The sequence below is a fragment of the Pseudomonas sp. GM18 genome (assembly GCF_000282195.1).
Taxonomy (GTDB): Bacteria; Pseudomonadota; Gammaproteobacteria; order Pseudomonadales; family Pseudomonadaceae; genus Aquipseudomonas.
Map to the genome: position 1 here is coordinate 1 of NZ_AKJT01000048.1, position 24,041 is coordinate 24,041.

At 59.1% G+C, this 24,041-nt stretch carries 28 protein-coding genes and 1 pseudogene; 13 read left to right on the plus strand and 16 right to left on the minus strand.

Annotated features, from left to right (window positions below; all coding sequences use genetic code 11):
- The 4 genes and pseudogenes from PMI21_RS13325 to PMI21_RS30050 all read right to left on the minus strand — a co-directional run.
- Positions 1-733, minus strand: a 733-nt coding sequence (locus PMI21_RS13325) for a ShlB/FhaC/HecB family hemolysin secretion/activation protein (RefSeq protein WP_007938761.1), incomplete at its 3' end; no start/stop codon positions are given.
- A gap of 286 nt (positions 734-1,019) precedes the next feature.
- Positions 1,020-1,169 (minus strand): annotated as a pseudogene (locus tag PMI21_RS29510) (helix-turn-helix domain-containing protein); the annotation flags it as partial.
- A 30-nt stretch (positions 1,170-1,199) separates the two neighbouring features.
- Complete coding sequence (locus PMI21_RS28935) at positions 1,200-1,520, minus strand: DUF2268 domain-containing putative Zn-dependent protease (protein WP_274517588.1); 321 nt, start codon at positions 1,518-1,520, stop codon at positions 1,200-1,202.
- Complete coding sequence (locus PMI21_RS30050; protein ID WP_007938763.1) at positions 1,411-1,881, minus strand: DUF2268 domain-containing putative Zn-dependent protease; 471 nt, start codon at positions 1,879-1,881, stop codon at positions 1,411-1,413. The genes PMI21_RS28935 and PMI21_RS30050 overlap by 110 nt, the downstream gene beginning before the upstream one ends.
- A gap of 510 nt (positions 1,882-2,391) precedes the next feature.
- On the opposite strand from PMI21_RS30050, the gene PMI21_RS13320 reads away from it, so the two are divergent.
- The 6 genes from PMI21_RS13320 to PMI21_RS13310 all read left to right on the plus strand — a co-directional run bounded on the left by PMI21_RS13320 (position 2,392) and on the right by PMI21_RS13310 (position 7,227).
- Positions 2,392-2,685 carry a hypothetical protein gene (locus tag PMI21_RS13320; protein WP_007938764.1) on the plus strand — a complete coding sequence of 98 codons (294 nt, stop codon included), beginning with the start codon at positions 2,392-2,394 and terminating at the stop codon, positions 2,683-2,685.
- A 304-nt stretch (positions 2,686-2,989) separates the two neighbouring features.
- Positions 2,990-3,163, plus strand: a complete 174-nt coding sequence (locus tag PMI21_RS29710; RefSeq protein ID WP_007938765.1) for a hypothetical protein — start codon at positions 2,990-2,992, stop codon at positions 3,161-3,163.
- A 163-nt stretch (positions 3,164-3,326) separates the two neighbouring features.
- Entirely contained in the window at positions 3,327-4,451 is a 1,125-nt protein-coding gene (locus tag PMI21_RS28445) for a DUF6384 family protein (protein ID WP_007938766.1), read from the plus strand.
- An 84-nt stretch (positions 4,452-4,535) separates the two neighbouring features.
- The gene (locus PMI21_RS28450) at positions 4,536-5,681 is read left to right on the plus strand and encodes a DUF6384 family protein (protein WP_238541219.1); all 1,146 of its coding nucleotides are present in this window, start codon (positions 4,536-4,538) and stop codon (positions 5,679-5,681) included.
- Positions 5,682-5,685: 4 nt separating this feature from the next.
- Positions 5,686-6,006: a hypothetical protein gene (locus PMI21_RS13315; RefSeq protein ID WP_007938768.1), complete on the plus strand. Its 321-nt coding sequence runs from the start codon at positions 5,686-5,688 to the stop codon at positions 6,004-6,006.
- 81 nt (positions 6,007-6,087) lie between these two features.
- Positions 6,088-7,227: a hypothetical protein gene (locus PMI21_RS13310; RefSeq protein ID WP_007938769.1), complete on the plus strand. Its 1,140-nt coding sequence runs from the start codon at positions 6,088-6,090 to the stop codon at positions 7,225-7,227.
- Positions 7,228-7,366: 139 nt separating this feature from the next.
- Here PMI21_RS13310 and PMI21_RS13305 read toward each other — a convergent pair whose 3' ends face one another.
- The 5 genes from PMI21_RS13305 to PMI21_RS13285 all read right to left on the minus strand — a co-directional run bounded on the left by PMI21_RS13305 (position 7,367) and on the right by PMI21_RS13285 (position 13,043).
- Positions 7,367-7,813, minus strand: a complete 447-nt coding sequence (locus PMI21_RS13305; RefSeq protein ID WP_007938771.1) for an NUDIX hydrolase — start codon at positions 7,811-7,813, stop codon at positions 7,367-7,369.
- A 91-nt stretch (positions 7,814-7,904) separates the two neighbouring features.
- Positions 7,905-8,453 (minus strand): cupin domain-containing protein, encoded by a 549-nt coding sequence (locus PMI21_RS13300; RefSeq protein ID WP_007938772.1) that lies wholly within the window; start codon positions 8,451-8,453, stop codon positions 7,905-7,907.
- 284 nt (positions 8,454-8,737) lie between these two features.
- Positions 8,738-10,033 carry an NAD(P)/FAD-dependent oxidoreductase gene (locus tag PMI21_RS13295; RefSeq protein ID WP_007938773.1) on the minus strand — a complete coding sequence of 432 codons (1,296 nt, stop codon included), beginning with the start codon at positions 10,031-10,033 and terminating at the stop codon, positions 8,738-8,740.
- Positions 10,034-10,085: 52 nt separating this feature from the next.
- Positions 10,086-11,576, minus strand: coding sequence for an aldehyde dehydrogenase (locus tag PMI21_RS13290; protein ID WP_007938774.1), 1,491 nt, complete (start codon positions 11,574-11,576; stop codon positions 10,086-10,088).
- A gap of 90 nt (positions 11,577-11,666) precedes the next feature.
- The gene (locus tag PMI21_RS13285) at positions 11,667-13,043 is read right to left on the minus strand and encodes a glutamine synthetase family protein (protein ID WP_007938775.1); all 1,377 of its coding nucleotides are present in this window, start codon (positions 13,041-13,043) and stop codon (positions 11,667-11,669) included.
- 279 nt (positions 13,044-13,322) lie between these two features.
- Here PMI21_RS13285 and PMI21_RS13280 point away from each other — a divergent pair, with 279 nt between their 5' ends.
- The 5 genes from PMI21_RS13280 to PMI21_RS13260 all read left to right on the plus strand — a co-directional run bounded on the left by PMI21_RS13280 (position 13,323) and on the right by PMI21_RS13260 (position 18,416).
- On the plus strand, positions 13,323-14,084 hold the full coding sequence (locus PMI21_RS13280) for a gamma-glutamyl-gamma-aminobutyrate hydrolase family protein (RefSeq protein ID WP_007938776.1): 762 nt from the start codon (positions 13,323-13,325) through the stop codon (positions 14,082-14,084).
- A 244-nt stretch (positions 14,085-14,328) separates the two neighbouring features.
- Positions 14,329-15,471 carry a polyamine ABC transporter ATP-binding protein gene (potA, locus tag PMI21_RS13275; protein WP_007938777.1) on the plus strand — a complete coding sequence of 381 codons (1,143 nt, stop codon included), beginning with the start codon at positions 14,329-14,331 and terminating at the stop codon, positions 15,469-15,471.
- Positions 15,472-15,500: 29 nt separating this feature from the next.
- Positions 15,501-16,382 carry an ABC transporter permease subunit gene (locus PMI21_RS13270; protein ID WP_177318290.1) on the plus strand — a complete coding sequence of 294 codons (882 nt, stop codon included), beginning with the start codon at positions 15,501-15,503 and terminating at the stop codon, positions 16,380-16,382.
- The gene (locus tag PMI21_RS13265; RefSeq protein WP_007938779.1) at positions 16,379-17,263 is read left to right on the plus strand and encodes an ABC transporter permease subunit; all 885 of its coding nucleotides are present in this window, start codon (positions 16,379-16,381) and stop codon (positions 17,261-17,263) included. Before PMI21_RS13270 ends, PMI21_RS13265 begins: the two co-directional genes overlap by 4 nt.
- 55 nt (positions 17,264-17,318) lie before the next feature.
- The gene (locus PMI21_RS13260; protein ID WP_007938780.1) at positions 17,319-18,416 is read left to right on the plus strand and encodes a polyamine ABC transporter substrate-binding protein; all 1,098 of its coding nucleotides are present in this window, start codon (positions 17,319-17,321) and stop codon (positions 18,414-18,416) included.
- 232 nt (positions 18,417-18,648) lie between these two features.
- On the opposite strand, the gene thpR is transcribed toward PMI21_RS13260, so the two are convergent.
- A complete protein-coding gene (gene thpR, locus PMI21_RS13255; RefSeq protein ID WP_007938781.1) occupies positions 18,649-19,188 on the minus strand; it encodes an RNA 2',3'-cyclic phosphodiesterase in 540 nt (179 codons plus the stop codon).
- Positions 19,189-19,313: 125 nt separating this feature from the next.
- On the opposite strand from thpR, the gene PMI21_RS13250 reads away from it, so the two are divergent.
- Positions 19,314-19,508: a hypothetical protein gene (locus PMI21_RS13250; protein WP_007938782.1), complete on the plus strand. Its 195-nt coding sequence runs from the start codon at positions 19,314-19,316 to the stop codon at positions 19,506-19,508.
- Positions 19,509-19,521: 13 nt separating this feature from the next.
- Here the strand turns inward: PMI21_RS13250 and PMI21_RS13245 are convergent, their stop codons facing one another.
- Genes PMI21_RS13245 through PMI21_RS0128140 form a run of 3 tightly spaced genes read right to left on the minus strand, consistent with a single transcriptional unit; the run spans position 19,522 to position 21,262 of the window.
- Positions 19,522-19,875: a DUF1428 domain-containing protein gene (locus PMI21_RS13245; protein ID WP_007938783.1), complete on the minus strand. Its 354-nt coding sequence runs from the start codon at positions 19,873-19,875 to the stop codon at positions 19,522-19,524.
- A gap of 16 nt (positions 19,876-19,891) precedes the next feature.
- Positions 19,892-20,980, minus strand: a complete 1,089-nt coding sequence (locus tag PMI21_RS13240) for a hypothetical protein (protein WP_007938784.1) — start codon at positions 20,978-20,980, stop codon at positions 19,892-19,894.
- 12 nt (positions 20,981-20,992) lie between these two features.
- On the minus strand, positions 20,993-21,262 hold the full coding sequence (locus tag PMI21_RS0128140) for a hypothetical protein (protein WP_033064018.1): 270 nt from the start codon (positions 21,260-21,262) through the stop codon (positions 20,993-20,995).
- Between PMI21_RS0128140 and PMI21_RS13235 the strand changes: the two genes are divergently transcribed.
- A complete protein-coding gene (locus PMI21_RS13235; protein WP_007938785.1) occupies positions 21,261-21,530 on the plus strand; it encodes a hypothetical protein in 270 nt (89 codons plus the stop codon). The two genes, PMI21_RS0128140 and PMI21_RS13235, sit on opposite strands and share 2 nt — an antisense overlap.
- Positions 21,531-21,559: 29 nt before the next feature.
- Here the strand turns inward: PMI21_RS13235 and PMI21_RS29715 are convergent, their stop codons facing one another.
- The 3 genes from PMI21_RS29715 to PMI21_RS13225 form a co-directional block, all read right to left on the minus strand.
- Positions 21,560-21,727: a hypothetical protein gene (locus PMI21_RS29715; RefSeq protein WP_157214313.1), complete on the minus strand. Its 168-nt coding sequence runs from the start codon at positions 21,725-21,727 to the stop codon at positions 21,560-21,562.
- Positions 21,728-21,998: 271 nt separating this feature from the next.
- On the minus strand, positions 21,999-22,631 hold the full coding sequence (locus PMI21_RS13230; protein WP_007938786.1) for a Vgb family protein: 633 nt from the start codon (positions 22,629-22,631) through the stop codon (positions 21,999-22,001).
- 50 nt (positions 22,632-22,681) lie between these two features.
- Entirely contained in the window at positions 22,682-23,902 is a 1,221-nt protein-coding gene (locus PMI21_RS13225; RefSeq protein WP_033064019.1) for a hypothetical protein, read from the minus strand.
- Between the last annotated feature and the right edge of the window lie 139 nt (positions 23,903-24,041).

Consider the following 24,041-nt stretch of genomic DNA (forward strand, 5'->3'; position numbering starts at 1 on the left):
CCCACTGCTGCTCGCCGGTGCTGCGCTGGCCGTCATTACTGCGCGACAACCCGGCACGCCACGGCTTCTGCGGCGTGTTCTTGACCAGCACTTCACTGCCGCCGACGTTCTTGCCCGGAGACAACTCCATCTGCGCCTGATTCGACGGCAAGCGGTTCAGTTGATCCACCATCTGCTCGATTTCCCGCAGGTTGACCAGTTCCCCACTCTTGCCAGGAAAAGCCATCCCCAATTCGCGGTCCGACAGTTTGCTGCCCTCCGCGCCCTTCAACCCTTCAAGCCGGCCCTCGACCACCAGCACCTTCAGATGCCCGCCGGACAAATCCTGCTGTGGCAAGTAGGCACGGCTGGTGACCAGGCCTTTCTCGATGTACAGATCGGTGATGACTTTCAGCAGCTCGTTGAGCTGCGTGACACCCAGGCACTGACCGATGTAGGGCTTGAGCAGGCGATCTTTCTCGCGGTCCGAGAGACTGTCGGCGCCTTTGAGCTCGATGTCCTTGATGGGGAAACAACGGGTGTCAACCGGGGCCGTCGGTGGCGTGGGTTTGGCTGCCTTGCCGGGTAATTCCTTGAGCTCTTCGAGACGCCGACGCTGCTCGTCGAGCAAGCGGTCCTGACGTTCGCGGATCAGATCGGTTTCACCGGGGGTGGGGGCAGCGTGAGCAAGATTAAGCGGAGAAAGGCACAGCAAAGCCAGGCACAACCTCGCCACGAGGGCGGGTGGGTACATGTTCGATCCCTCGAGATGGAGAGTGATGGCACATTAGTGGCACGATATTAGATGGCCACTATTTTGGCGTCAATGAATGGATCCGTTCGAGAAGGTTAAGGGACGACTTGTAATGGCTAAATCGGGCGCTTCCGACGAGAGCGCAGGACATTTCCTGATGTGGTGTAGAAAAATGCTTACAACACCAAGGCGCTGTAATCACCAGAGAAAAAGCCGAGAGCTCAACGGCAAGATCAAAAGATCGCAGGCTTCGCCATCTCCTACTCGGATTGCGCACACTTTGAATAATGCGCATGGGAATGCCTTCGAGCAGTTTTTTGAGGGAGCTGACGGAGGGACGGACGCGATTCTGTTCGATCAGGGAGATGGTGGCATTGGTGACGCCGCTACGCCGGGCCAGCTCGTGCTGCGGAAAGGTGACGGATCTATTTATCAAATAGGTCTGTCACCTTTTTTCGTGAAAACCTTAACGGTCGTTGGGCTTGAGCAACACAATGCCTTCCTCAAGCGCTGAGGCGACAATAGTTTGTGCGGGTACGTTGATCCAGGTTGAAGCATCGATTTCGCCAACTGACGCAAGCCAGCGCCCAACCATTTGATAACCGAGCGTATAGCCAAGCCATTTTGGGTAAGCACCAAAACCGAAGAACCACTCGCCGTGATTGTAGTTCGTGGACTCAAGGGTCTTCAGGTCTACCGGGGAACGAAGAAGATCGGCGCGGGTAACGGCGCTCTCCCAGGGCTCTGGGTCGCTTGCCAAGCAAATGTCGGACGAACTGTCCGGCAAGTCCCTCGCTGACCAAGGCTTCACCTAACGTCCAACCGTAACCAGGCCCCGCAATGCGCAAACAATGATGGACCTCATGGACGATTTGCCGATGCAGCGTGCCTGTGCGCAGGCTTGGCAACAAATTCGGATTATCGGGATCAAGGGTCATCGAGAATATAGTGCTTCGATAAGCTCGGCCCAAGAGGCCCATTTCAGGAATAGTCTCGCCAGGGAGCCTCTGAATCAACACATCAAGTCGCGGAGGTGGAATCAGACGAGAGACCGTCTTGTAAGCGGCGTCAAACTCACCGATCAAATCGGAGCGAAGTTCGGCAAGGCTCCCCGAGGCTTCCAGCCAATGCAGTGTCCATGCGTCCATTGTTACCTCTGAAAAATTGCCACGAAGCCAGGATTTTGAATTCTGCAAATCCCGTAGGAAATAACCGTTTATGGCGAGGGAGCTTGCTCCCGCTGGGCCGCGAAGCAGCCCCAAACCCGGCTAGCCCGTTTCCTCAGACACACCACGATGCCCGGTTTTACTGCGTTCATGCCACAGAACGGGGAAGACCACCTCGCCAAAATGACCATCCGGGCGTCCTACAGCCCGGTTGCTGCTACTCAAATCGATGCCTAGAGTGGGTCTGTCGCTGAACGAATTCAGCGATAGGGTTTCGCAGCCCTGACGATACGTGTAGTAACCTTGCACCCCATAACCAGCAACGGTCGCACAAACGCGCCCGACTCCGTTTTATGGTGGCTGTGTGTGGGAGACCTTCGGGTCTGCCGGGTTCCTCGTATCCTCGGTCTGCGAACCCGCACATAGCTACCACCCATTCGTTTCGCAGCGAACGGCAGTAGCTCTTCTTATAGATACGAGGAAGATTTACTTATGAGCACGAATACCCCGCTCCGCCACTACACCCCCATGTCCCACTTCGCCACCGACCACCCCGTCCTCCTCATCGACGCCGATGCCCCGATACGCGAACTCCACAGCTGCCTCAGCGAGCGCCTCAACGCCGTCCTCAAATACCTCAACCTCATGGCCTGCACCAGCCTCCCCGACTACGCCGAGAACGACATCAATACCGTCACCAACATCGCGCGGATCATGGTTCAGGATGTGAGCGATGTGTTTCGGGTGATTGAGCAGCGGGGGTTTGATACGCCTAAGGGGCAGTAACCAGATTTGAGCCGTAAAAAAACCCGCGTTATTGCGGGTTTTTCAGCCTATGGCTTCGCTAGATCACTCCGCGGTGATCCAGGCAGCCCTCATCTGTCTCGATGCCATTGCTCGGTGTCGATGCTCCCGTTCAAGTCGATATCGGCGCTCGGCCATTTTGGCGTGATACTCACACAATGATGGCGGCCCTTGTCGCTCCTGGAACTTTTCTACAAAATGATGTCGATACGATGGCTCATCACGACATCAAATCGGTGGAGCAACCAGCGTCAGGCTGTTTCCTGGCATATCACGGAAGTGTGCAATGAGACTAATCCTCGCAGCGTTGCTGATGTTCAGTGGCTACGTATACGCAAGTTGCGACAACATCAGCAACGATGACCAGCGTAACTATTGCAAGGCAAAGCAAGGCTGGGGAGGTTGCCAAAATATCAAGGACGACGGTCTGCGCAATCAGTGCAAATCCTTGGAGCATTAGTTGAATGTCGCACCGACAAGGGACGATAAAACTGCCGTCGGTTAACCCCGTCGCGTGCCTTTCCGAGCCTGTTGCATGAAGCGGGTATTTTCGCTTTTTTGCTTCGGTATACTCTGCGGCGCGCGCCACCTCGCACCACGCCCCAATCTGGAAAGGACACCCGATGAGCAGCATTCCACTCTCCGAACAATTGAGGGCGATGGCCTTTGTCGACGAGCTGCGTCATCAGCAAAAACAGGTCCAGGAACACCTCGATCTGCCGAGGCGCCGCGCTGAGATCGCTGAGCGTATTCGCGCCTATTACCTGAGCAACAATATCGCTTTTGACGATGACCTGATCGAGCAAGGTGTTCGTCAGGTCTTCGCCCATCGTTTGATGTTCGAAGCGCCACCGCTCAACGGCTTCGACGCCTGGCTGGTCAAGACGCTCACTCACCGTTCAAAGATGCGGTTTTGGAGTGGGTTCATTGCGATGTTCCTGGCAGCTTTCATGGTGGCCTTCGTGATGGGCGCCTTTTCGCAGAACCCGCACTTTGGAGCCATCTTCTACAGTGATGACAAGATCCGTGAGGTCGCCCGCGCCGCAGCCGAAGTGCGTAGTGAACGTAGAGACCTGTACAAGGAAATCGATAAGCAGCGCAGAGCGCTGATTGCTCTTCAGAACAGTAATGTGCAACAGCCTGACGCGTATGCAAGCCAACTACTTGAGCGTGCGCAAAAAGCGATGCCTATTAGCGATGTCCGCACAGAAATTGGTGCTTCCGAGCCGGTCAGCCGAGCCAACGTGGCTGTCATCGAACCACAGGTCAATGCGCTCAAGGCAGAAAAAAACGCGCTCAACCGTGCCCTTTACAGTGCCGAAACAGACATCAAATATGCCCGCGGGATCCTTGAGATTCGCCAAGGCGTCAAGGAGATGCTGCAAGATCCGAGACGGGCAGCCGCCCTTGCGCAATTCAGCGATCTGGATGGACGTCTGGCCGAGCTTGATCAGCAGTTGAAACACGTCAACAGCTTTGATAGCCACATGGATGCGTCCTCCACTTACCGTGAACTCAGCAGTGATCTGTGGCCGGACAAAGATTTGCTTGAGCTACAGTCCCAGCGTGCTTACGAGCTGAAAACCCGTCTGGCCGAAAAGTCCGTCCCGGAGGAAATTCGTGAGGAATTGCAGGTGAAGATGCGCGAGATTGATGCCGAGCTCAAAAAGGGCGACTCAGACGCTGCCGAGAAGAAAATCAGTCATTTGACCAAACAACTCAAAGCCGCCGGTTACTGGACCCGGTAAGGCCCGGTCGCGTCACGCTGTACTGAGAATATCAAGAAAGGACACCCGATGAGCCACATTCCACTCTCCGAACAGCTGACAGCGATGGCATTCGTCGACGAGCTTCGTCATGAGCAGAAGCAGGTCCAGGAACACCTCGACCTGCCTCGGCGCCGCGCTGACATTGCCGAGCGCATCCGTGTCTATTACCAGAGCCATGACATCACCTTCGACGATGATTTGATCGAGCAAGGCGTGCGCCAGTTCTTCGCTCATCGCTTGAAATTCGAGGCGCCGACGCTCAGCGATTTCAACGCCTGGCTGGTCAACACCTTGATCAATCGCGGATGGGGCACCCAGAGTGCCGAGCCATGGTTCTCCGGCCGACGTATATTCTTGCTGGCCGTGGTACTGGGACTCAGCCTGGCGTTCGCGCCCCTCGTCAAGTTCGCGAGTTATCAGGTAAAAGTGCCGGAGATCAATCGCGAGGCATACAGGCTCAGCCAACTCGGTTCTGATGTGAACAGAGAGTTGGAGGTGCAACGTAAAAAGCTCGAAACCTTGCAGCAAAGCAACGCCGAACTGCAGGACGCAAATGTCAGTCGGCTACTCAAGCGCGTACAGCAAGCACTGCCCGCTGAAATTGAGCTCAGCGACATCGGTACGAGCGAACCGATCAATCGTGACAACGTGGATGCGATCGAACAACGGGTGATAGCGCTCAGGAACGCGCAAGACGCATTCTGGCATGCCCTTCCCCAAGTCAAAGAAGACCTGAGGTTTGCCGGCGGGATTATCTGGATGCGTCAGGGAATCAAAGAAACTCAGCAAGACCCGAATCGGGCAGCCGCCATTGCGCAATCCGCCGATCTGTACCAACGGCTGGCCCTCCTCGAACAGCAGCTTGCTCGAATCGACAACGACACCGGCTATCAGGATGCGTTCTTCGCCTATCGAGATCTTAATAACGACTTGCTCGATACAAGCGTGCTGACGCTCCAGACCCGGCGCCACAATGAACTGAAAAGTCGCCTGGACTCCCGAACCATCCCGAGTGACCTGCGCGACGAACTGGAGGGGATCAGCCATGAGATTGACGCCGACCTCAAAAAGGGCGACTCGGGTGCCGCTGAAGCGAAGATCAATCATCTGGTCCAAAAAATGAAGGCCGCCGGATACATGCTCTGGATCGGCCGGACCGACGCCCACCAACGGGTCACCAGCAACTTCGACATGATCTTGAACGGGTAATGCCATGACCTACACCGCCGACGAACACGCTCCAGACACCAGCGACCCCGCGCCAGCACTCAGCCCTGCGCAACTTGCGAAGGACTATGAAGATATCCGCCAGGAGTGCCGGGAGAAACTAAGCGCGTACCACGACAACGAGGCTTATATGTTCCTGCGCGACCGCAGCTACGGCACTGATGAGTACAGCTACAACTTTATCCAGCGCTGGCTGGATGGTCTGATAGCCAAGCGGATCAACTACGCTGCCAATCGCCAGAACGAACAGATGCTGCTGGCAATGAAGGCACGTAATGAGGAATTGCGCAGTAAGCGCTCCCGGTAAATCTGCCATTTTTCAGCATTAACCAAACGGCACACTCACTCAATTTCACTCTGTGCTGAAACCATCACGAAAGGACACTCGATGAGCAACTACCTCGAACGTGCACTCACCGGCCTGCGCACCATCGGCATCAACCTCTTTCAACCGGTTCAAGATGCCCCGGTACTGGTATTGCTGGACCGGGTGGCTCAATACGACACGACCAAAGTCACTTCCATCGCCTCGGTGCTGCAGCAGTCGACCGCCTTCAACAGCATGGTCCGCGAGCAGATCGAAGGCATGGACATTTCCACGCGCTTCATGGACATCACCCAGAGCTTCACTTCGATCCGTGAAGACGCCGCGGCGATGGCCGGCTGGATGGATGACGGTCGCCTCGACAGCATGGAAAAGCTCAGGCTTGGCTGGATGAACCTGCGCCGCGGCTCCATCCCCGATCGCTTCAACGACATTCGCGAAAATTACTTGCAAGTGTGCAAATCGGCCAACGATCAGATTGCCCGGGAAACCGTGATTCTGGAGTCATACATGGACTTCCGGATGGCCATGAAAGCGGCCGAAGTCGACGCTCAGCAAGTCCTCGCCCTGGCCGGCAAAACCCTGACGCAACGCACTCAGGCGCTAAACGACGCCAACGCCCAAGTGGCTGCCGCCGAGACTCAGGAACCAGCCCAGCGCGCCGCCCTGGAGTTGCGACGCGACGAAGCCGTGCGCGCCTTGCAAGACGAAGACAAGCGCTATCAGATCGTCAAAGACATCGCCGACGACCTCAAGGTCGGCTACAACACCGCCGAAATGGTCTTCGCCCGGATCAACCAGGTGCACGTGATCAAGGAGCGCCAGTATCAGCGCATGGTTTCGTTCTTCTCCACCAATGAAGTAGTGCTGACCGGCCTTGCCGTTTCCTTCACCAGCAATAGTGGTCTGGCCGAAGCCACCCACACGTTGAACGCCACCACCGAAGGTATCAGCAAAGGCCTCGAAGCCCTGGGCGCAACCGGCAATCAGCAACTGGAAGCAGCGGTCAAGGCCAGCTACGGCTCGACCATCAAGGTCGACTCGGTCCGTGCCCTGGCCGATGCGACCCTGAGTTTTCAGACCGACATGCATAGCCTGACTGAAACCTACCGCACCGAATCGAGCAACGCCGCCCGTGATATCGCCGATGCCGTTGAAGATGCCAAGCGTAAATTTTCGGCGCTGCTCAGCAAGGCTGCCTGATGCGCGATATCGGTTTGTAGCTCGGTGAGATGACGCGCGATAAACGTGGATCAATCAATGCCAGGAAACAAACAGCCTGACGCTGATTGATCCAGGGTGCAGTAACTCGCCATAAGAAAACGGATTTTTATTCCGGGTGTCAGTCCAGCAATGCAACTTTCTTCAATAGTTCGAAAAGTCCATCAGGAACCAATGGCGCCTTGTTAGTAAAGCTTGCACCGGCATGCCACTTCGCCATGAAGGCAGCGCCATCACTCTCTTGAGCGTTCAAATGCGACAATTCGTAGACGTCTGCGTCCACAAACTTCGCATCGTACACCTGGACTATTTCGTGCCCAGGCGTACCGGCATACGTGAAGAGGCTTTCAAGCGTTCCGAGCAAGCGAACTTCAGTGATGGCTAAGCCGAGTTCCTCTTGTACCTCTCGCACGACTGCCTGGGCACTGGTTTCGCCGAACTCGATGCCGCCTCCGAGCGGGCGGAAGAACGTCTGTTTTGTGATGGGGTCGCAGGCTTCGTTGACCAGTATCTTCCCGTCATGATGAAAGATGCAGAGTGCGAGGGGGCGGATGCGTTGTTCAGCCATCAATTAAAGTCCATTTAATTTGAAAAGTGCCTGTAGCCGCTACCGGACGTTGTGTCCGGGCGGCATACAGGATTGATGTTCGCTATCGATATCAGAAGTTAGCCGGGGTGTTGGCGCTGATGATCTCCGCCTCATCCGCCCCAATATTCCTAAACCGATGCGGCAACGTCGTCGGAAAGTAATACCCATCCCCGGCATTCAACACGCTCACCTGCCCATCAACAGTCAGCTCAACCGTGCCACGGGTAACCAGCCCACACTCCTCCCCTTCAGCATGCACAATCGGCTCTTCCCCCGAACTCGCCCCAGGTGCGTATTGCTCGCGCAACAGCCGCATCTGCCGACTCGGCACCGAAGCGCCAATCAGCAACAACCGCAACCCATGACGCCCGAGATCCGGCTGTTCATTGGCACGAAACACATATTGGTGCTCGCGTGGCGGTTGGTCGAAGGTGAAGAAGTCCGCCAAAGACATGGGGATGCCTTCAAGCAGTTTTTTGAGGGAGCTGACGGAGGGACTGACGCGATTCTGTTCGATCAGGGAGATGGTGGCATTGGTGACGCCGCTACGCCGGGCCAGCTCGCGCTGGGACAGCTTGTAGCTTTCGCGTACTAATTTGAGTCGTGAGCCCGTGTCCATGACAGCCTTATGTGAGCACTACTTAAGGGGTAATGGGGGTGGGTGGCGGGCGACTGGTGGCCGCGGATTACGCCGTTTCCCGTCCCGGAACCGTGGAAGGCGGGTATTAAATCACGTTTGTTGGTGCAGCTCAGCAGGTTCGATAAACGGCTGGCAAAAAAGCCGATGGTACGGGAATTGTGGGAGTGAGTTTGCTCGCGATGGCGGTGTGTCAGTCGACAGAGATGTCGACTGTGCGGCCGTCTTCGCGAGCAAGCTCAGCTCCTACATGAATTGCGTCAGGCTCAGATGCCGAAACGATCTCGCAGCGCGTAATACGCCGCGCCCATGGCGGTGAGCGGGGCCTGGAAGGTGCGGCCGCCGAGCATGGGCATGTGTGGCAAGGACGCGAAAGCATCGAAGCGTTCGGCGTCGCCGCGGATCATTTCCGAGATCAGTTTGCCGGCCAGGTGCGAGCAGGTGACGCCGTGGCCGCTATAGCCTTGCATGTAGTAGGCGTTTTTCTCGATGCGGCCGAATTGCGGCATGCGCGACATGGTCAGCAGGAAGTTACCGGTCCAGCGGTAGTCGATTTTCACGTTCTTGAGTTGCGGGAAGGTCTTGAGGATTTTCGGGCGGATCAGTTGTTCGATGTCGTCCGGCTCGCGGGCGCCGTACACCACGCCGCCGCCGTACAGCAGGCGGTTATCGGCGGTGAGGCGGTAGTAGTCGAGCAGGTAGTTGCAGTCTTCGACGCAGTAGTTGTTGCTGATCAGGCTGCGGGCGACTTTCTCCGACAACGGCTCGGTGACGACAATTTGCGAACCGCAGGGCATGCTTTTGCGGGTCACGCGGTTGTCGAGGTCTTGCGGCAGGTAGGCATTGCCGGCGATCAGCAGGTACTTGGCCCGCACCACGCCTTTGGCGGTGCGCACGGTGATCGGCTCGCCGTAGGTGATGTCCACGGCGGCGGATTGTTCGTAGATTTTGCCGCCCAGGCGAATGATCGCGGCCGCTTCACCCAGAGCCAGGTTCAGCGGGTGGATGTGGCCGCCCTGCATGTCCAGCAGGCCGCCGACGTAGTTGTCGCAACCGACTTCGCGCTGGATGTCAGCCGCGTCGAGCATTTTCAGGTTGTTGTTGCCGTAGCGCTCCCAGTTGCGCTTCTGCTCGGCCAGGCCGTTGAGTTGCTTTTTGTTCAGCGCCGCGAAGATGCCGCCGGGGCGGTAGTCGCATTTGATGTCGTATTCCTTGATGCGCGAACGGATGATGTCGGCGCCTTCAAAGATCATGCTGCCGAGCACTTCGGCAGTCTTGTCGCCGTAGCGTTCTTCGATCACATCGACGTCGCGGCTGTAGGAGTTGACCAGTTGGCCGCCGTTGCGACCGCTGGCGCCGAAGCCGACTTTGGCGGCTTCCAGTACCGTGACGCTGTAGCCCGCTTCGCTGAGGAACAGCGCCGAGGACAGCCCGGTGTAGCCAGCGCCGATCACGCAGACGTCGCATTCCACCAGCTCTTCAAGAACCGGGTAATCGCCGGTCTGGTTGCGGGTTGCGGCGTAGTAGCTGTTTACATGATTTTGTGTAGAGCTGTGTTTCATACATTTCTCCGAAGGCCGCAGACATGTGCCCGCGACCGCCGCTGTAAAGGTGTTAGAGCTTGATCCAGGTCGCTTTGAGTTCGGTGTATTTGTCGAACGCATGCAGCGATTTGTCCCGACCATTACCCGACTGCTTGAACCCGCCGAACGGCGCGGTCATGTCGCCGCCGTCGTACTGGTTGACCCAGACGCTGCCGGCGCGCAAGCCGCGAGCGAAGGTGTGCGCCTTGCTGAGGTTGCTGGTCCAGACGCCGGCGGCGAGGCCGAAGATGCTGTCGTTGGCAATCTGCAGCGCTTCCTCCGCGGTGTCGAAGGTGATCAGCGACAGCACCGGGCCGAAGATTTCTTCACGGGCGATGGTCATGGCGTTGGTCACGCCGTCGAAAATCGCTGGCTCCACGTACAGGCCACCGGTGCCTTCGAGGGTGCGATTGCCGCCAGCGATCAGTTGCGCGCCCTGGTCTTTGCCGATCTGGATGTAGCGCAGCACCGATTCCAATTGACGCTGATCGACGACTGCGCCGACGGAGGTTTCCGGGTCGAGGGCATGCCCCGGTTTCCAGGCTTGCAGCGCTTCCACCAGCAGTGGAATGAACTGCTCGCGGATCGAACGCTCCACCAGCAGCCGCGAGCCGGCGGTGCAGACTTCGCCCTGGTTGAAGGCAATGGCGCTGACCGCTGCCTGTGCTGCTGCGCGCAAGTCCGGCGCGTCGGCAAACACCACGTTCGGGCTCTTGCCGCCCGCCTCCAGCCACACGCGTTTCATGTTGCTTTGCCCGGCGTAGATCATCAGCTGCTTGGCAATCGCGGTGGAGCCAGTGAAGGCCAGCACGTCGACGTCCATGTGCAACGCCAGCGCCTTGCCGACGGTGTGACCGAAGCCCGGCAAGACGTTGAACACGCCTTTGGGAATGCCGGCGTCGAGGGCCAGTTGCGCGATGCGGATCGCCGTCAGTGGTGACTTTTCCGAAGGCTTGAGGATGAACGAGTTGCCTGCCGCCAGGGCTGGAGCGAACTTCCAGCTGGCCATGATCAGCGGGAAGTTCCACGGCACGATGGCGGCGACCACTCCTGCGGGTTCGCGGGTGATGAGACCGAGCTGGTCATGCGGTGTAGCGGCAACTTCGTCGTAGATCTTGTCGATGGCTTCGGCGCTCCAGCGGATCGCGTTGGCGGCCGCTGGAATGTCGATGGCCATGGAGTCGCTGATGGGTTTGCCCATGTCGAGGGTTTCCAGCAGCGCCAGTTCTTCTTTGTTAGCCAGGATCAAGTCCGCGAAGCGAATCAAAATGCGCTTGCGTTCTGCCGGTGCCAACCGCGCCCAGATACCGGATTCGAATGTACGACGCGCAACGGCGACTGCCGCATTGGCGTCGGCTTCGTCGGTGCTGGCGATGTTCGCCAGAAAGCGGCCGTCGACCGGGCTGATGCATTCGAACGTGTCGCCGCTGAGTGCCGGACGGTATTGGCCGTCGATGAATGCGCGGCCTTCTAGTGTCAAGGACTGGAAGCGTTGCTCCCAGTCGCTGCGAGTGTTTGTCATGGTTGTGACTCTACGCAGAGGAAAAAGTAATCGTCAGGCTGACGCCCTACAGGGAGCATTCATCCGCCATTTGAAACGGGTATTGGCCCATCAGACCGTGTGCAAGTACCAGTTGTATTCAAGGTCGGAGATGGAGTTCTCGAACTCGGCCAGCTCGCTTTCCTTGCACGCCACGAACACGTCGATGTACAGCGGGTCGATGTAGCGCGCCATGACTTCGCTGTCGTCCAGCTCGCGCAATGCATCGCGCAGGTTGTTCGGCAGGCTTTGCTCGTTCTGCTCGTAGCTGTTGCCTTCCACCGGGGCGCCCGGTTCGATTTCATTGGTCAGCCCGTGGTGAATACCGGCCAGCACCGAGGCCATCAGCAGGTACGGGTTGGCATCAGCGCCGGCGACTCGGTGTTCGATGCGCACGGCATCCGCCGAACCGGTGGGTACACGCACCGCCACGGTACGGTTGTCGATGCCCCAGCTTGGCGAGTTCGGTACGTAGAACTGCGCGCCGAAACGCCGGTACGAGTTGACGTTCGGGCAGAGGAACGCCATCTGCGCCGGCAGGGTCTCGAGCACACCGCCGATCGCATGTCGCAGGGCGGCGTTCTGCTCGGGATCCTCGCTGGCGAAGATGTTGTTGCCCTGCTTGTCGAGAATCGAAATGTGCACGTGCAAACCGTTGCCCGCCTGACCCGGATACGGCTTGGCCATAAACGTGGTGTCCATCTCGTGGTCGTAGGCGATGTTCTTCACCAGACGCTTGAGCAGCACCGCGTAGTCGCAGGCCTTGATCGGGTCGGAGACGTGATGCAGGTTGACTTCGAATTGCGCCGGGGCGCTTTCCTTGACGATGGCGTCAGCCGGGATGCCCTGCTCTTTCGCACCTTCGAGGATGTCTTGCAGGCAGTCGACGTATTCGTCCAGATCGTCGATCAGGTACACCTGCGTCGAGTGCGGACGTTTGCCCGACACCGGCGAGCGTGGCGACTGCGGACGACCGTTCACGTTGTCCTGGTCGATCAGATAGAACTCCAGCTCGAACGCCGCGCAAATGGTCAGGCCCATGTCATCGAACTTGCTCACCACCTGACGCAGCACTTCGCGCGGGTCAGCAAAGAACGGCTGGCCTTCGAGCTCGTGCATGGTCATCAGCAGCTGCGCAGTCGGGCGCTTCTGCCAAGGCTCGATGCTGAGGGTATCGGCGATGGGATAGCAGATGCGATCCGAGTCGCCGATGTCCAGGCCCAGGCCGGTGCTTTCCACCGTCGAACCATTGATATCCAGAGCAAATAGAGAGGCCGGCAGGTTGATGCCTTTTTCGTAGACCTTGTGGAGACTGGTGCGCTCGATGCGCTTGCCGCGCACCACGCCGTTCATATCCGCAATCAGAAGGTCGACGTACAAAACCTCAGGATGTTGCTTAAGGAATGCGTTTGCTTCGTTGAGTTGAACGGCACGCAGAGGGACCGACATGATGCACCTATTAGCTGTTAATTATTATGTTCACTTCACTTGCGAGAGCCAGTCAACCCGAACGGCAAAGTGAAGTCAATAGCGAACATCTGGCCTTTCAACCTTTATTTTCTGGCCTTTTTTGGGCACCAGAGTGCCAGATCAGGCTTGCTCACCGCGTAAATCCTCAGTATCGGACGCTCGGCGTTTAGAATTTTTTACATGAGAGTTGTTAATTAAAATCAACGAGGCTAAGCTCCGGAAAAGCTCGTTCAAGTGTGAAACTTCGAGGTGATAAAAATGGCATTCAAGCCATTGATCGGCGTTACTGCGTGCGTCAAACAGATTGGCCTGCACCCCTACCACGTCAGCGGCGACAAGTATTTGCGTGCTGTCAGCGTCGCGGCCCTGGGGTTGCCGGTGATCATTCCTTCCTTAGGCGATCTGACCGAAACCGATGCGCTGCTCGCGCAGCTGGACGGTCTGCTGCTGACCGGCTCGCCGTCGAATGTGGAGCCCTTCCACTATCAAGGCCCGGCCAGCGCTCCCGGTACGGATCACGATCCGCAACGGGACGCCACCACCCTGCCCTTATTGCGCGCAGCGATTGCCGCCGGTGTTCCGGTGCTCGGCATCTGCCGGGGCTTTCAGGAAATGAACGTGGCGTTCGGCGGCAGCCTGCATCAGAAGGTGCATGAGCTGTCCGGCATGCTCGATCACCGTGAAGCGGACAGTCCGGATCTGGCGGTGCAGTACGCACCGGCCCATGCGGTGAATGTGCAACCGGGGGGCGTGTTCGAGGCGCTGGAGTTGCCTGCTGAGTTCATGGTCAATTCGATTCACAGTCAGGGCATCGATCGACTCGCACCCGGCCTGCGCGCTGAGGCGATCGCACCGGACGGTTTGATCGAGGCGATCTCCGTCGAGCACAGCAAAACCTTCGCCGTCGGTGTGCAGTGGCACCCAGAATGGCAGGTGCTTTCGAATCCCCCTTATTTGAGTATTTTCCAGGCGTTTGGCGAGGCGTGCCGGCAACGGGCGGCGCTGCGTAATACGCGCTGACTTCAAACATTACCAATCGATTTACTGCCCCCGTGAGTCTGGCGGGCGTGCCTTTGCGCGCCGGTGGCTCACGTAATAGATGAACCGCAATAACAACAAGCACGACCAGGCAGCCAGGACGGCGGTGCCGAATAAGCCCGAGCGGTAAGCGTTGAATTCAATGGCATCGCCCGGCCCGGGTTTGCAATCCACTCTTAAGTCAGGCCGTGTTGGCCCGACGACTGAAACCTGTTGGGAGTTTCATATGGCAAACGCCTCCAGCATCTACAGGAAGGCTCTTGATGGTCACCAGGCACCGAAAAAAGTGCTGGTGAAAGTCGACCGCGTCACCAAGAAATTCGACGAAACCACCGCCGTGGACGATGTGTCCCTGGAGATCCATCAAGGCGAAATCTTCGCCTTGCTCGGTGGTTCCGGCTCGGGCAAATCGACGCTGCTGCGCATGCTCGCCGGCTTCGAGCGCCCGACCGAAGGACGGATTCTGCTCGACGGTGTCGACATCACCGACATGCCGCCCTACGAACGGCCGATCAACATGATGTTCCAGTCCTATGCGCTATTCCCGCACATGACGGTGGCGCAGAACATCGCCTTCGGCCTCAAGCAGGACCGTTTGCCCGCCAGCGAAATCGACGCCCGTGTCGAAGAAATGCTGCGCCTGGTGCACATGACCCAATACGCCAAACGCAAGCCGCATCAGTTGTCCGGCGGTCAGCGTCAGCGTGTGGCGCTGGCGCGTTCGTTGGCCAAGCGGCCGAAGCTGTTGCTGCTCGATGAACCGATGGGCGCACTGGATAAAAAGCTGCGTTCGCAGATGCAACTGGAGCTGGTGGAGATCATCGAGCGCGTCGGCGTGACCTGCGTGATGGTGACCCACGATCAGGAAGAGGCCATGACCATGGCCGAGCGCATCGCGATCATGCACCTGGGCTGGATCGCCCAGATCGGCAGCCCGGTGGACATTTATGAAGCACCGGTCAGCCGCATGGTCTGCGAATTCATCGGCAACGTGAACGCCTTCGACGGCACCGTTGTGGAAGACCTGGAAGGTCACGCGATCATTCACAGCCCGGACCTTGCGCAGAAGATTTACGTCGGTCACGGCGTGAGCACCTCGGTGCAGGACAAGTCGATCACCTACGCCATCCGCCCGGAAAAAATGCTGGTCAGCACCCTCAAGCCCGAGACCCGCTACAACTGGTCCGAAGGCAAAGTGCATGACATCGCCTACCTCGGTGGCCACTCGGTGTTTTATGTGGAGCTGCCTGGCGGCAAGATCGTCCAGTCGTTCATGGCCAACGCCGAACGCCGTGGCGCACGTCCGACCTGGGACGATCAGGTCTACGTGTGGTGGGAAGACGGCAGCGGCGTGGTACTGCGCTCATGAGAACCTTCAATCAGCAGTTCCTGCGCCTGGTGCCCAGCGGCCGCAAACTGGTCATCGGCATTCCGTTCCTGTGGCTGTGCCTGTTTTTCCTGTTGCCGTTCTTCCTGGTAATGAAGATCAGCTTCTCGGAAGCCGCGCTGGCCATTCCTCCTTACTCAGAGATCTACACCTTCGCCGAGCAGAAATTCCAGCTGCTGCTGAACCTCGGCAACTACTCGCTGCTGACCGCAGATGAGCTGTACATCTCGGCTTACTTCGGCTCGTTGAAGGTCGCGTTTTTAAGCACGCTGATGTGCCTGGTAATCGGTTTCCCGATGGCTTATGCGATTACCAAGGCCAGCAAGGAAGCGCAAAACGTCTTGCTGCTGTTGATCATGATGCCGACCTGGACCGCGATCCTGATCCGCGTGTACGCGTGGATGGGCATCCTCAGCAACAACGGTTTGCTCAACGCGTTCCTGATGTGGACCGGGCTCACGTCGCAACCGATCGAGATCCTCAACACCAACACCGCCGTCTACATCGGAGTGGTTTACGCGTACCTGCCGTTCATGGTGCTGCCGCTGTACGCCAACCTGGTCAAGCACGATGGCAGCCTGCTGGAAGCCGCGTCGGACCTGGGTTCGAGCAACTTCAACAACTTCTGGAAAATCACCGTGCCGCTGGCCAAGAACGGGATCATTGCCGGCTGCATGCTGGTGTTCATTCCGGTGGTCGGTGAGTTCGTGATTCCGGAACTGTTGGGCGGCCCGGAAACCCTGATGATCGGCCGCGTGCTGTGGCAGGAGTTCTTCAACAACCGCGACTGGCCGGTGGCGTCCGCCCTGGCGGTGGTGATGCTGGCGATCCTGATTGTGCCGATTCTGCTGTTCAACCGTAGCCAGGCCAAAGAGATGGAGGGACGGGGATGAACCGTTTCGGATTTTCACGAATGATGCTGGTGCTCGGCCTGTCGTTTATCTACCTGCCGATGCTGATTCTGGTGATCTACTCGTTCAACGCCTCGAAACTGGTGACGGTGTGGGGCGGCTGGTCGGTGAAGTGGTACGTCGGCCTGCTCGACAACACGCAACTGATGGGCTCGGTGGTGCGCTCGCTGGAGATCGCCTGCTACACCGCGATTGCGGCGGTGGCGTTGGGCACGCTGGCGGCGTTCGTACTGACCCGCGTGACGCGCTTCAAGGGCCGCACGCTGTTCGGCGGTCTGGTCACCGCGCCGCTGGTGATGCCGGAAGTGATCACCGGTCTGTCGCTGTTGCTGCTGTTCGTGGCCATGGCGCAGATGATCGGCTGGCCGCAGGAGCGCGGCATCGTCACCATCTGGATCGCTCACACCACGTTCTGCGCAGCGTATGTGGCGGTGGTGGTGTCGGCGCGTTTGCGTGAGCTGGACCTATCGATCGAAGAAGCGGCCATGGACCTCGGTGCGCGGCCGCTCAAGGTGTTCTTTTTGATCACCATCCCGATGATCGCGCCGTCACTGGCGGCCGGCGGCATGATGTCGTTTGCCTTGTCGCTCGATGATTTGGTGCTGGCGAGCTTCGTGTCGGGCCCGGGCTCCACCACCCTGCCGATGGAAGTGTTCTCGGCGGTGCGCCTGGGTGTGAAGCCTGAGATCAACGCGGTTGCCAGCCTGATTCTGCTGGCGGTGTCGCTGGTGACATTCCTGGTCTGGTACTTCAGCCGCAAGGCCGAAGCCAACCGCAAACGGGCGATTCAGGAAGCGATGGACCAGACTGCCAGCGAATCCTGGCAGCAACCGAAAAAGCAAATGGTAGAAGCGACGGCCTAGGCCGTCGCGTTTCACAGCGTTGCGTTTTTGAAAAACAAGAAATGGAGTTGTACCGATGAAAATGTTTGGCAGGACTCTGCTGACACTGTCCTTATTGGGCGCAATGACCGCTGGCGCCCAGGCCAATGACAAGGTTCTGCGCGTCTACAACTGGTCGGATTACATCGCCCCGGACACCGTCAAAAAGTTCGAAGACGAGACCGGCATCCGCGTGACCTACGATGTGTTCGACAGTAACGAAACCCTTGAAGCACGGCTGCTGGCGGGTAAATCCGGCTATGACATCGTGGTGCCGTCCAACAGTTTCCTGGCCAAGCAAATCAAGGCTGGGGTCTATCAGGAACTGGACAAGTCGAAGCTGCCGAACTGGAAAAACCTCAACCCGGTGCTGCTGAAAAACGCCTCTGCCAGCGATCCGGATAACGGCCACGCCTTCCCGTACATGTGGGGCTCGATCGGCATCGGTTTCAACCCGGCCAAGGTCAAGGAAGTGCTGGGCACTGATGCCCCGGTGAATTCCTGGGACTTGCTGTTCAAACCGGAAAACGCCGCCAAGCTCAAGGCTTGTGGCATCAGCTTCCTTGATTCGCCGACGGAAATGCTTCCGGCTGCCCTGCACTATCTGGGCTACCCGGTGAACTCCCGGGACAAGGCGCAAATCGCTGAAGCCGAAGCGCTGTTCATGAAGATCCGGCCGTCGGTGGCCTACTTCCATTCGTCGAAATACATCTCCGACCTGGCCAACGGCAACATCTGCGTCGCCGTCGGTTACTCCGGCGACGTGCTGCAAGCCAAGGCCCGCGCCCAGGAAGCCGGCGACAAGGTGAAGATTGAATACAGCATCCCGAAAGAAGGCGCCGGCAGTTTTTACGACATGGTCGCCATTCCCCGGGACGCGGCAAACGTTGATAACGCCTACCTGTTCATGAACTTCCTGATGCGCCCGGACATCATCGCCGAAGTCACCAACAGCATCGGCTACAGCAACGCCAACGCTGCGGCCACGCCGTTGGTGGATGAAGCGATTCGCGACGACCCCGGGTCTTATCCGCCGCAAGCGGTGATGGCGACGTTGTATGCCATTCCCGACATGCCGATTGCCACGCAGCGGATCATGACTCGGGGCTGGACGCGGGTGAAGTTGGGTAAATAACCCCACCTCACTGATCGTTCCCACGCTCCGCGTGCGGCTCTGGAGGGAACGCGGAGCGTCCCGGGCTGCATTCCCACGCGGAGCGTGGGAACGATCATCACTTACAGCTTTCCCCGTTTCCGTTCACGCAGCGCCTTACCACCGCTGCACTCCTCTTAAGAAGAACGGCTTCACCTGGCTTCCTCGGTTAAGGTGAATTCAGGCGCCCTCGGGCGCCTTTTTTTGTGTTCGTTTATGCAGAGACCAGCGGCCATTCGGCCAGCGCTATGTACCGGCCTTTATGGGATTCGAACAGGCTGAAGCGATCGGCGCGCAGGTAAAACTCCGGCGGCGTCGCGGATTCGGGGACCGGCGCCCGATAATCGCGCATCAGGGTCAAATGCGGACGATATTCCCGACGGGTGTCTTCAAAGCCGAACGGCAGCATGGCCTGCTCCAGCGCATACACCAGGCGCAGCAACTCTGGTGCTGCTTGTGCGGGTGCCAGCAATAACACCCCGGAGCGCCGCCAGACGTCCAGCCGATCCAGCACCACCGTCAACGGCACGCCGGGGGTGCGGACGTTGGCGGCGGCCTTGCAGATACCCGCGATCTGCGCCATGCCGACCGTGCCGAGAAACAGCAGGGTCAGATGAAAGTTTTCCGCCGGCACCGGACGCCCGACGTTGAGCCCCAGCGCGCTGCGCCATTGGGCGATAGCCCGGCGTTGTTCGGGGGCGCAGTTCAGGGCGAAAAACAGCCGTTTGAACGGCTCGCGGGTTTCATCGCTCATGTCTGGCACCTCAATGCTTGGGGACCCTCTGATTTTACAAAGGGATACCACGCCAGCAAGTGCATTTCTGGCACCTGCCGGCATGCGCGTTATAGTTGAAGCAACCGAATCGACGGGAGGACGCCATGCGTCAGGTCATCAGCAAAGAGCCATGGTGGGCCGTGCCACCGAAGCCCGGCCAGGATGAGTCCGAATTGGAATGGGGCTGGCTGGTTCATTACAACGAAGGCGAACCGCGCTTCGAATTCATCAAGGAGCGGCCGTCGGACAGCGAAATTCGTAACCGCAAAAGCTGCAGGACCACCCCGACGCCGGAGTGATCCTGCCGCGTCTTCAGGCTTTGACGAGCATCTCGAAACCGCCAAAAATCGCCCGCTGGCCGTCGAACGGCATTGGATTGACGTCCGGTTGCATCCGCGGATCGCTCATCAGTTTCGCCATGCCGGTGTCGCGGGTGGCCTTGTCCGGCCAGACGATCCAGGAAAACACCACGGTTTCGTCTTCCTTGAGTTTTACCGCCATGGGAAACGACGTCACTTTGCCATCAGGCACGTCGTCGCCCCAGCATTCGGCGAGGCTAAGCGCGCCGTTTTCCTTGAAAATCGCAGCGGCGGACTCCGCGTGTTTCTTGAATTTTTCGCGGTTGGCCTTGGGTACTGCTGCGACGAAGCCATCAACGTAAGCCATGATCGTTCTCCTCGGGTTATGGGTTGATCTGCTGGGTAGTCGATCCAGCGTGGCTCCAATCGACAGATCCCGCACCCAAGCCGACCGACGGTTCGACGGGCTGTGCGACAGGCTGGGCCAGGGGCTGGGCGAGACTGCCTTCGATTTGCCCGGCCATGTACAGCGTTCCGGCCATGACGCCGGTGGTAGGGTTTTGCACCAGCTTCAGCCACGCCTTGTCGAATGAATCGCCCAGGCTGCTGCGGATCAGCGCCTCGCTATCGGGTCGGTCGTTGGCCTGAATAATCACGCGCGCCCCCGCCACTCCCAGGGAAATCAACGCCCCGGCCAGTTTCCCCGCCGCAGCCGCCACGGCACCGGCCGCGCCTCGTGGGGCCATTTCGGCTTCCATTCGCTTGCTCGCGCGTTTGGCCACCGGCGTCATGCCGGCGTCCGTCGAGGCAATGCCCTTCTCACCGCCTGCCGTGTGGATCTTGTCGATCAACGCCGCGTAGGCCGGCAACGTAGTCAGCGATTCACTGTGCACCACCTGATACAGCGACGCGTCACGGGCGGGCGGCGGGCCCAGCGAAATCGCCGGAATTTTGCGGATACGCTCGTTGAGCTGCGCCATCGGCACGCCATGACGCTGGGAGATGACCTGAAGTTGCTGGCCGAGTTGCTGCACGTAAAACGCTGTCGCCTGCCCGAGGATCTCGTCGGGATCGATCTCCACCGCCACAGGGTCCAGCACTTTCTGGTGATATTGTTCCAACAGATAGGCCGCCAGGCGTTTGGCCGAGGCATCCTGCTCGCCCCCGGCACTGATGGTGTACCAGCTGACCTTCATCGACAGCCATTCCTGGGTCCAATAGCTGCTGAACCACGGAATGAAGACTTCTTCGGTCTGTTCGTAAACCCGCGTGCGCCAATGCTCCATGGATCCGCGGGCATACACCCTGGCCTGTTCGGTGGCCTGCTGCGAAGCCGCGACAATTTCCTGGTCCACCTGCTGCCAGGTGTTCTGGGAAACCACTACCGGCGCCACGGCTACCGGGGCACGCGCAGTCGTTACGCATCCCGCCAGTACCACCAACACAGCGACGATCAGCGAACGCAGGTTCAAGATCGCAGTGTCCTACAGTCTGCGTCGAACGGAGCGTTCGACGCGTAAAAGCATGTTGATTTGAGTATAGATCGGGGCCGGGGGCCGTCCGTCAGGAAGCGTGGTGGCGCCCTCAAAAATACCTTCGCGAGCAGGCTCGCGAAGAGGCCAGCAAGACCACCGAAGAACGCCACCATCATCCACGTCGATATTCACCATCGCCGCGAATGCCTTCCGCAAAAAAACCGTCAGGCGCAGGATCAACTCATCGCCAACCACCCCCGCATCGGAGGGGTCCATCATGATTTATTCCGTCAGCCTTGCGTTCAGCTTTCCGGTGTTCGGCAGCAACTACTATTCGCAGCAGGTCGTCTCTCGCAAAGCCGTCGCGCTGGTGTTCGACAAGCAATTCGAAACCTTGCTGATGCCAGCAGCCACCAACCACTTCAGTAACGAAGTGGTCGGGCTCAACGATCAGTTCCGCTTTTTGAATGATGTGCTGGTTGAGCATCTGCTGGAGACCGAGATGACTCAGCGTCCATCATGGTCGGCGCAAGCGTTCACCTTCTGACAGGCTGGGTAATACTGGCTGATGGCTGGTCAGCGTGGGCCACCACCGGGACCACCACCGAAACCTCCAGGATGGCCGAAACCACCACCACCACCACCACCACCACCACCACCCGGAGGGAAGAACATCCAGCAGCCCGACAGGGACGACAACAAGGCAAATACCACCGCCGTTTTTACAACTCTTTTCAACATCATTGCTTCACTCTCTGTTTAGGCGAGAAAAACATCCTTTCTCGCCCTTTCAGACAGTGTTTACCGGGCTTTGAGCACCGATCCAATGTAAAGAATGGGTAATGGTTGTATCGTAAATGACTCATATTCCACAGTCATTTCAGGGGCCGGCCCAATCGGCTATTTCCGGGTTTTCCCCGTAGGACACGGCCCCAAACCGTCCTCGAACGGCGGCAGTCACACTCGCTGGCTCTGCAAGAACTCTGATACAAAGCCGTTTTATAGTCGCAGCCTTTCATTCAGGCCGGCGCACGGCCCTCACCTTCCCGCTGTTGCCGCCGCCACAGAAAAACCGGTCGTGGCCATCGAACTCAAGCCCCGACACGCCGACGCCAGCCGGCATCTGGACGCTCTCCAGAACCTCGCCCGTGGCCGGATCGACTCGGCGCAGCTCGCTCTCATCACCCTCCCAGGTGCCGTGCCACAGATCGCCCTCGACCCAGGTCACCCCGGTGACAAAGCGATTGGATTCAAGGGTGCGCAGCACCGCCCCGGTCTGGGGATCGACCTGATGGATCTTGCGCTCGCGATACTCACCGACCCAGAGCGTGCCTTCGGCCCATGCCAGCCCCGAGTCGCCACCGCCACCGGGCGCGGGAATGGTGGAGAGCACGCGGCCGGTCTGCGGGTCGATTTTCTGGATGCGATCCTCGGCGATCTGAAACAGGTGCTGGCCATCGAAGGCGGTGCCGGCATGGGCGGCGACATCGATCGAGCGCAGGGTCTTGCCGCTCGCCGGGTCCAGGGCGTTGAGTTTGTCGCCGGAGGCAAACCAGACACGCTGACCGTCATGGGTGACGCCGTGCACATGGTCGATGCCTGGAAAAGGCCCGTATTCGCGGATGATTTCGGCAGTTGAATGTTTCATCTCTTGCTCCTCGTTTACTGACTGCGTTCACTGGGGTAGTGAAGAGGATGCTAATCACTGGGCAGCAACGCCGTGAGTAACAATCCCGTCGCGAATCCCGGGACCGGCGGGGTCATCCAGCGACGGGCCCGGCCGTGGCCGAACGACTGCACCTTGTCGGCAGCCGCCAACGTGTCGAGGGCTCGTTGCACGGTGCGCTGACTGGCACCGAGCGCCAACGCCAGGGCTGAACTTGACCACGATTCACCGTCAGCGAGGAAAGCGAGCAGCGTCGCATGCTGCTCTTCGACAGGCCGCGCCAGCACCACAACGTCAGGCGCAACCCGTGGCACCAGTGCAAACCCTCGCGGCGTCGCGACCACGTCGGCGATCAGGTGCAGCGCCCCACGCAGCCGCCCGAGTTCGACGCGCAACCGCGCGCGATGGGACTCATCCGCGTGCTTCATTCGAAAGGCTCGTGCAATCAGCGTTTCCCTCGGCACGTCGCCCGGCCATGCTTCGCCCAGCGCCCGGGCGAGCGCGAACAACACCGGTCGCCGCGCAAGCGAAACCACCGAGCCTGCGTCGCGCACGACATATCGGCAGGCGTCCACCACCAGCGTGGGGGATGCCAATAACGCTTCAATCTCATCGAGCAACAGCGGCCATTCCTGGCCACCCACAATCAGCCGCGCCGCTGGTGTGTCGAGGATGCGCGAGGCGCTTTCGACCTCGGCGGTGAGTGCCGGAATGCCTGCGTGCTGCGCGGCACGCTCGGCCCGATCAAGTGCCGCGCGTGCCGCCTTCGTTTGCAGACGACGCATGGCGATGCCTGCCAGAACCAGCTCGTAGGCGGCCCTCGATGCGGGCGGTAATGGCGTCGGATCGAGTTCGGTGAGACGGCCCTCGGCCTCGTCGAGATGCCCGATCAACAGCAAGCGGCGAATCTCGAGATACCGCGCATGGGCGGCGTTGACCCAGTCGCCGTGGGCCTGAAGTGTCGCCCGCGCGACGTCGAGTGCCTTTACCGGCCAGTTCAGGTCACGCGAGGCGAGCGCGATCTCGGCCTCGGCGACGACACACCGCGCGCGGGCCAAAGCCTCCTTCGCACCGAACGCACGCACGGCACTTCGCACCAGCGCCTTTGCTCGCACAAGGTCACCCAGCTGCGCCATTGCGATGCCTCGAAGGGCGAGCGCTGGTGCGTCGTTACGCAAGGCGATGCGGTTCAGCGCGCCGAGCGGATCACCCGCCGCGAGCGCACGTGCTGCTGCCGTGATCAGCGAGTCCATCTGATTCGCGCCACTTGTGCCCCCCAACGTCCTATGTCCGCTGATCAGTCTATCTCACGACCGCTCAACCGCACGCCGATCCGCTGAAGGTGCCGCTCACTTGGTCGTAGCAGCTGCCGAGCCTGCGAGGCTGCGTTCG

What these genes read in the sequence shown, in the direction of transcription:
- PMI21_RS30050 (WP_007938763.1), bottom strand. Translation starts at nt 1,881, where the DNA reads ATGGACGCATGGACACTGCATTGGCTGGAAGCCTCGGGGAGCCTTGCC.
- PMI21_RS13320 (WP_007938764.1), top strand. Translation starts at nt 2,392, where the DNA reads ATGAGCACGAATACCCCGCTCCGCCACTACACCCCCATGTCCCACTTC.
- PMI21_RS29710 (WP_007938765.1), top strand. Translation starts at nt 2,990, where the DNA reads ATGAGACTAATCCTCGCAGCGTTGCTGATGTTCAGTGGCTACGTATAC.
- PMI21_RS28445 (WP_007938766.1), top strand. Translation starts at nt 3,327, where the DNA reads ATGAGCAGCATTCCACTCTCCGAACAATTGAGGGCGATGGCCTTTGTC.
- PMI21_RS28450 (WP_238541219.1), top strand. Translation starts at nt 4,536, where the DNA reads ATGGCATTCGTCGACGAGCTTCGTCATGAGCAGAAGCAGGTCCAGGAA.
- PMI21_RS13315 (WP_007938768.1), top strand. Translation starts at nt 5,686, where the DNA reads ATGACCTACACCGCCGACGAACACGCTCCAGACACCAGCGACCCCGCG.
- PMI21_RS13310 (WP_007938769.1), top strand. Translation starts at nt 6,088, where the DNA reads ATGAGCAACTACCTCGAACGTGCACTCACCGGCCTGCGCACCATCGGC.
- PMI21_RS13305 (WP_007938771.1), bottom strand. Translation starts at nt 7,813, where the DNA reads ATGGCTGAACAACGCATCCGCCCCCTCGCACTCTGCATCTTTCATCAT.
- PMI21_RS13300 (WP_007938772.1), bottom strand. Translation starts at nt 8,453, where the DNA reads ATGGACACGGGCTCACGACTCAAATTAGTACGCGAAAGCTACAAGCTG.
- PMI21_RS13295 (WP_007938773.1), bottom strand. Translation starts at nt 10,033, where the DNA reads ATGAAACACAGCTCTACACAAAATCATGTAAACAGCTACTACGCCGCA.
- PMI21_RS13290 (WP_007938774.1), bottom strand. Translation starts at nt 11,576, where the DNA reads ATGACAAACACTCGCAGCGACTGGGAGCAACGCTTCCAGTCCTTGACA.
- PMI21_RS13285 (WP_007938775.1), bottom strand. Translation starts at nt 13,043, where the DNA reads ATGTCGGTCCCTCTGCGTGCCGTTCAACTCAACGAAGCAAACGCATTC.
- PMI21_RS13280 (WP_007938776.1), top strand. Translation starts at nt 13,323, where the DNA reads ATGGCATTCAAGCCATTGATCGGCGTTACTGCGTGCGTCAAACAGATT.
- potA (WP_007938777.1), top strand. Translation starts at nt 14,329, where the DNA reads ATGGCAAACGCCTCCAGCATCTACAGGAAGGCTCTTGATGGTCACCAG.
- PMI21_RS13265 (WP_007938779.1), top strand. Translation starts at nt 16,379, where the DNA reads ATGAACCGTTTCGGATTTTCACGAATGATGCTGGTGCTCGGCCTGTCG.
- PMI21_RS13260 (WP_007938780.1), top strand. Translation starts at nt 17,319, where the DNA reads ATGAAAATGTTTGGCAGGACTCTGCTGACACTGTCCTTATTGGGCGCA.
- thpR (WP_007938781.1), bottom strand. Translation starts at nt 19,188, where the DNA reads ATGAGCGATGAAACCCGCGAGCCGTTCAAACGGCTGTTTTTCGCCCTG.
- PMI21_RS13250 (WP_007938782.1), top strand. Translation starts at nt 19,314, where the DNA reads ATGCGTCAGGTCATCAGCAAAGAGCCATGGTGGGCCGTGCCACCGAAG.
- PMI21_RS13245 (WP_007938783.1), bottom strand. Translation starts at nt 19,875, where the DNA reads ATGGCTTACGTTGATGGCTTCGTCGCAGCAGTACCCAAGGCCAACCGC.
- PMI21_RS13235 (WP_007938785.1), top strand. Translation starts at nt 21,261, where the DNA reads ATGATTTATTCCGTCAGCCTTGCGTTCAGCTTTCCGGTGTTCGGCAGC.
- PMI21_RS0128140 (WP_033064018.1), bottom strand. Translation starts at nt 21,262, where the DNA reads ATGATGGACCCCTCCGATGCGGGGGTGGTTGGCGATGAGTTGATCCTG.
- PMI21_RS29715 (WP_157214313.1), bottom strand. Translation starts at nt 21,727, where the DNA reads ATGATGTTGAAAAGAGTTGTAAAAACGGCGGTGGTATTTGCCTTGTTG.
- PMI21_RS13230 (WP_007938786.1), bottom strand. Translation starts at nt 22,631, where the DNA reads ATGAAACATTCAACTGCCGAAATCATCCGCGAATACGGGCCTTTTCCA.
- PMI21_RS13225 (WP_033064019.1), bottom strand. Translation starts at nt 23,902, where the DNA reads ATGGACTCGCTGATCACGGCAGCAGCACGTGCGCTCGCGGCGGGTGAT.